The organism is Acinetobacter sp. 243_ASPC, from assembly GCF_001054715.1.
Classification (GTDB): domain Bacteria; phylum Pseudomonadota; class Gammaproteobacteria; order Pseudomonadales; family Moraxellaceae; genus Acinetobacter; species Acinetobacter soli.
Map to the genome: position 1 here is coordinate 1 of NZ_JVOR01000087.1, position 5,077 is coordinate 5,077.

The 5,077-nt window shown below is 36.9% G+C and carries 7 protein-coding genes; 3 read left to right on the plus strand and 4 right to left on the minus strand.

Annotation, left to right across the window (positions count from 1 at the left end):
• Nucleotides 1–75: 75 nt before the first annotated feature.
• The 3 genes from ADA42_RS10250 to ADA42_RS10260 form a co-directional block, all read right to left on the minus strand.
• Nucleotides 76–297 carry an SEFIR domain-containing protein gene (locus ADA42_RS10250; protein ID WP_048765056.1) on the minus strand — a complete coding sequence of 74 codons (222 nt, stop codon included), beginning with the start codon at nt 295–297 and terminating at the stop codon, nt 76–78.
• A gap of 180 nt (nt 298–477) precedes the next feature.
• Nucleotides 478–792 carry a BrnA antitoxin family protein gene (locus tag ADA42_RS10255; protein ID WP_004942855.1) on the minus strand — a complete coding sequence of 105 codons (315 nt, stop codon included), beginning with the start codon at nt 790–792 and terminating at the stop codon, nt 478–480.
• Between the two features lie 43 nt (nt 793–835).
• A complete protein-coding gene (locus ADA42_RS10260) occupies nt 836–1,066 on the minus strand; it encodes a BrnT family toxin (RefSeq protein WP_048765058.1) in 231 nt (76 codons plus the stop codon).
• 343 nt (nt 1,067–1,409) lie between these two features.
• On the opposite strand from ADA42_RS10260, the gene ADA42_RS10265 reads away from it, so the two are divergent.
• Both ADA42_RS10265 and ADA42_RS10270 read left to right on the plus strand, forming a co-directional pair.
• Entirely contained in the window at nt 1,410–1,835 is a 426-nt protein-coding gene (locus ADA42_RS10265; protein ID WP_048765059.1) for a DUF6530 family protein, read from the plus strand.
• A 30-nt stretch (nt 1,836–1,865) separates the two neighbouring features.
• Entirely contained in the window at nt 1,866–2,306 is a 441-nt protein-coding gene (locus ADA42_RS10270; RefSeq protein ID WP_048765061.1) for a hypothetical protein, read from the plus strand.
• 107 nt (nt 2,307–2,413) lie between these two features.
• On the opposite strand, the gene ADA42_RS10275 is transcribed toward ADA42_RS10270, so the two are convergent.
• Nucleotides 2,414–3,175, minus strand: a complete 762-nt coding sequence (locus tag ADA42_RS10275; RefSeq protein ID WP_048765064.1) for a hypothetical protein — start codon at nt 3,173–3,175, stop codon at nt 2,414–2,416.
• 303 nt (nt 3,176–3,478) lie between these two features.
• Here ADA42_RS10275 and ADA42_RS10280 point away from each other — a divergent pair, with 303 nt between their 5' ends.
• A complete protein-coding gene (locus ADA42_RS10280) occupies nt 3,479–4,651 on the plus strand; it encodes a MobA/MobL family protein (protein WP_048765066.1) in 1,173 nt (390 codons plus the stop codon).
• Nucleotides 4,652–5,077 lie beyond the last annotated feature (426 nt).

Genomic DNA, 5,077 nt, shown 5'->3' on the forward strand with positions numbered 1-5,077 from the left:
GTACTATTGAACATCAGGACTAGAGTTGTGAGTTTGGTGTGGTAACTCAACTGATGGCTCTAGTCCTCTTATTTTTCAAGTCAATTGCTTATCCGCGATTCGGGTTATAGTAGGGTCATTAACCATACTTTCCATGAAAATTATTGGGTCATCCCCTTCTCTTAATTCCCATTTATCTAGGGCAATATCAATACCATCTTTTATTAAATTTTCAGCTAATTCTAATACCCATTCTTCATGTTCTGAGCTTGACCAACTATATGAAATAAATAGTTTAGATACATCAATTTGTTGCATTGTTCTGTCTCAAAGGTGAAGAGTTATTCTGAAGTCACATGATTTAATTTTATGTTAAATAAGGTAGAAACTGGTTTCTATTTTCCATGTTTGAATAGAACCCTAGCATTTAAACAACTATATAAATCGGCTAGACACAAACAGAATGGAGAAATGAAATAAATTAGCATAGTACATGTTTTATGAATGATTTTTTAAATCTTTTAACATTGCTTCACGCAGAATTTTATTCATGCGTGTCTGATAGCCTTTGCCTTGAGCCTTTAACCATGCAAGTACATCCGCATCAAGACGAACAGATGTTTGTTGCTTCAATGGACGATAAAATTGCTCATGGCGAACAGCATGACTCCAGTCGGTAACCTCAGGAATGTCAGATAGATCTAATTCCTCATCTGGTACAGTCCCCTTCGCAAGCAAGCGTTTAATTTCAGCATCTTGCTTGTCACTGAAATTTTCATTCAGTTCTTTGCGTGTATATCTAACCATGCTCATATTGATTGCGTTCCGCTTTAGTGATTTGCCTTGCACTAATGATTCATATGATCTCACATTCATCATCGTCAATGATTGTATGAGCCACCAATAACATCAGTACACCTTTAACCATACCGATCGTTTGCCAACGTTCTTCACCATTAGTATGTCGATCCTGGATCGAGATCCGTAAAGGATCTTCAAAAACGAGGCTTGCCGTTTCAAAAGATACATCATGTTTTTTCTGATTCTTTTGGTTTTTAGCCTCATCCCATTCGAAATACAGTTCCATAAAAAACATTCAAATTTGTATATACAATAATGTATCACAAATTTGTATCACTCAAGCTAATTGGAGTAATTTTTAGTCAAAATTATTGGCAAGAAGTATCAAACATGCTCAAAAAAGATCCGCTTTGTTTCGAAAGCGGATTTTTGCGGTGGTTTCGGGTGATGTAAAATAGTTAAGTATATGATTTTATTTAACTTATAAAATTTGATTTCGCATAACGTCCATTATGTTAAATGGGTGTGAAAAATAAGTCTTTACTTTACTAAATAATTTAGTAAAGTTGTTAGTAATAGATTTACTAAATATTTTAGTAATCGAGTTACTTATTAAGAGTGAAAAGTACATGGATATACCTAATCATTTATCACATAAGCCAATTGTGAAATTAGAAGATTATTCAAAGTTAGATGGAAAATATCCAGAAAGTACAGATGCACAAGGTTTATCCATTGGCTTAGCTCAGTGGAGTAATTCTAAGGATATGGATCTTTCTGCAAAGGTATGGCGATATACCGGTGAGAAATGGTCTAGACAATCTGAAGAACTGCCTATCCACCGTGTTTTAGACTTAGCTAGTTTGTTATGTGCTTCTATTTGCTATGCCGAGAATGAAACCTTACCTATCTATGACGATTTTCATATTACATTGGTAAAAAATCCTCAATTAATCGGTGTTCTTAAAGATGGCTTGAATAAAGCTGAAAATAAAGAAGCTGTAGATAAGTCTCTAAAAAGATTATCGAAATATTTGAAAGCTATTGGATATTAATTCTAGATATTCTAAAAATAGGTATAAATAATGACAACATATTGGCATATGCAAATACATCCAGATGATCAATCATTTTCTGATGAAAATTTATATAGCATCTTAGAAAATAAAAAAATTATAGGTTTAGGTGACTGGAAGGAAGGACAGGAAGTTATTGCAATTTTTATAAATAAATTAGAGGTAAATGATATAGTTGCCATAAAAAATGGTTCTAAATTAATTGCTCTAGTTCAAGTCATTGGTGGAGCTTACAGAGTAGATGACGATCAAAGCGAAATGGGATGGATTAAACATAGGCGCCCAGTTCGTATATTGGATTGGGAGTTATGGGGGAAAACATTACCTCAACCAAGGGGCACTCTTACTAAATGCGTTAGTAGTGAAGTTGAAACAACAAAAATAATTAAAGAGTGGCATGAAAAGGTTAATGTTGTTCTAAGAAAAAGAGGCATACCATTCTTAGTATAAATCAATATAAAGACTTAATCGGATAGAAATGATATTTCTTAATATTTTCTAAAATTAACATAATACGCCTTATGCGAAATTCGCCTGAATAGCCTTTCTGAGAAAGGCTATTCCTGATTTTTGACCAAAGCTTTCTTAATTTCGATGACTGACAATAACTCACCCTCTTTTTTCCAGGTATTCAGTCCCTCTAATACCTGATGAAAAAGCTTATTCCGCTCAAAATATTCATTTTTATAATTTTTAACTTCCTGATATACCTTAGATTTTACTACATCATTGTGGAATTTTGTCACATTCTTAATGCGATTCTTCACCTGTTCAGGAGTCGATTCACTAATATCAATCCCTAACTCCTTGAAAGCAGCCAACACAGCACCGCCCAACTCAAACTTACGATGGTTTTCAGCCGTTCTTTTTTTATTGGCTTCCTTCTTCTGGATCTGACTCAAATAAAGCTCTAAATCACTCAACTCAAGCTTATGCGCTTTGAAACTCAGATAACGAGTCGCCATTGTTTTCAAGATATTAAAATCAGCACCACTCAACTCATTGTCCCGATACGCCTCAAACAACTGCACAAACTTCTTTTCATATGCGGTCTGCGGATACTGTACAGACACCTCATCAAACAATAAGTTCAACTTCATATGCTCACGATAAGGTTTTAAGGCTTCTTTTACTAAAATCTGTTTAGCTTCAGACAATGAATCAAAATTAAATTTTTCAGCTCGTAGCATCGCAATCACATCATTCTGTAAATCAGAGCGATCCTTCTTCTGTGAAAGATAGTCTACAAATGCATGTAACTCTGCGATTTGTAAAAGTTGCGCAGGTCTGCCACGTTTTTTTGATTTATCCAATGTCATCTATCTGCCGCCTAATTTTCAGAACTGCTACCGATTGAATTATGGTTTTACCATAATTCAATCGGGCAGTCTGAAAATAATTATTTAAAATAAAAATAAAATTTCTTGAAAAGAATTTATATTTTTATTTTAAATAATTCGCACTTGACAGTTTCTTCCTATCGGAGAAACTAGTACGCAATGGGGCGATTCCCCCTTGACCCCCTTTAACCGGATTATTTCAGCCCTGTAGGCATTGCATAATCCGGAGATTTTTATTGCGTTTCACTCCATAAAAACCAACAACACCCCAAGGAAGTGAACATGGCCAGTTACCATTTCAGCGTCAAAAGTAAAAATAAAGGCTACGCACTCGGCCACTACCTGTACATTTCCCGACTCCTGCAATACGAAGGTATCCGCAAAAAGAGCGCAGAAATCCTCGAACATGTCGAACCAGGGCGATGCATGCCCTCCTGGGTCAAAGATCCTGTTGAATTTTGGCAAGCAGCCGACACCTTTGAACGGGCCAATGCCAAGGTTTATATGGAATACGAAATAGCCTTACCGAATGAATTCACCGTAGAACAGCGTAAAACGCTCGTAGAGACATTTATTGAAAAAACCATAGCAACACACCACTACCCTCATTCCTACGCCATACACAACGTAAAATCACGCCTAAGTAGTGAAGAACAACCCCATTGCCACCTGATGTTTTCACTCAAAGCCGATGACGGTATTGAACGAAGTCCGGAACAATACTTCAAACGCTACAACGCTAAAGATCCAAACAAAGGCGGAGCGAAGAAAATTCAGCTACAGGATGGCTATGCCGACTACTCCACTTACCTCCTGCATATCCGAAAAGCCTGGGAAAATCACCTGAATGACGCATTGGCAGAACATAGCCCAACGGTGACTTACCATATCGATGGCCAGGAGATCCAAATTAAAAACCAAGTCTCCGCAGACAACTACGAAAAATACAACGAGATACATGGCACCCTCTACCTACCAGAACCCAAACTGGGGACAGGCAAACAAAATGAAACTGTGGAATACCTGGCGGAAATCCAGAAAATCAGAGAACACAATGCCAAAGAAAGAGAATTAGAACAGCGCCAAAAGCACTTTGATCAACAGCATGAATACTTCCACAGCTGCTCAAACGAACCCTTCAGCTCTCCCGAAGTGATGCACTACCTCAATCACCTCATTAAAAAAGCCTACAACAAAAAAGAACTGGGCCACGATATCGACGAAATTATTCAAACCCAGCAACCGATCCTGCATCACGAAAAATGGGATATCGATACCATCAATTATAATCTCAACAACGCTAGGTTATACCCAGAACCCGACATGGAATTTAAAGTCCTATCCGTACGGTCAAAACCAGTGATTGAACCAACATCACAGCCGAAGCTAAAACCTGAAATACAACCCTCACAGCTTGAACCGAAACGAAATGATTATGATGGTCCGGCTTTTTAAAATGGATCTGGATCAGAAAGTACAAAGCGAGTGTCTACGAGCGACATAGCCAAAATTCGCGCCTCAGTCCTCTGAAAAACCGCTTTTTTAGGTTAATCAACCTAAAAAAGTGAAGTTTAGATGTTGAAATTAGAACCAAGACCGAGCGAAGCGAGCATAAAGCTTTATGAGCGAAGCGAATTCCGAGTTGCTTTTGCTTTTTCTCAAATTCACGAAGGAATTAACCAAAAAATTGCCCCTGAATCGAGCGAAAGCGAGATTCAATAGAGTTTGAGCGTAGCGAAAACCAAGGGCAATTTTTCATTCTCAATGTTTTTAATTATTTTTAAGTTTTTAAATGCTTTTAGATACGTTGAAATTCTTTAATAACAATGATTAAAAGACCTATACCACACCAAAAAGTCACCTATACCACACCAAAAAGTC

Coding starts and splice junctions, on each gene's coding strand:
- ADA42_RS10250 (WP_048765056.1), bottom strand. CDS start 297: ATGCAACAAATTGATGTATCTAAACTATTTATTTCATATAGTTGGTCA.
- ADA42_RS10260 (WP_048765058.1), bottom strand. CDS start 1,066: ATGGAACTGTATTTCGAATGGGATGAGGCTAAAAACCAAAAGAATCAG.
- ADA42_RS10265 (WP_048765059.1), top strand. CDS start 1,410: ATGGATATACCTAATCATTTATCACATAAGCCAATTGTGAAATTAGAA.
- ADA42_RS10275 (WP_048765064.1), bottom strand. CDS start 3,175: ATGACATTGGATAAATCAAAAAAACGTGGCAGACCTGCGCAACTTTTA.
- ADA42_RS10255 (WP_004942855.1), bottom strand. CDS start 792: ATGAGCATGGTTAGATATACACGCAAAGAACTGAATGAAAATTTCAGT.
- ADA42_RS10270 (WP_048765061.1), top strand. CDS start 1,866: ATGACAACATATTGGCATATGCAAATACATCCAGATGATCAATCATTT.
- ADA42_RS10280 (WP_048765066.1), top strand. CDS start 3,479: ATGGCCAGTTACCATTTCAGCGTCAAAAGTAAAAATAAAGGCTACGCA.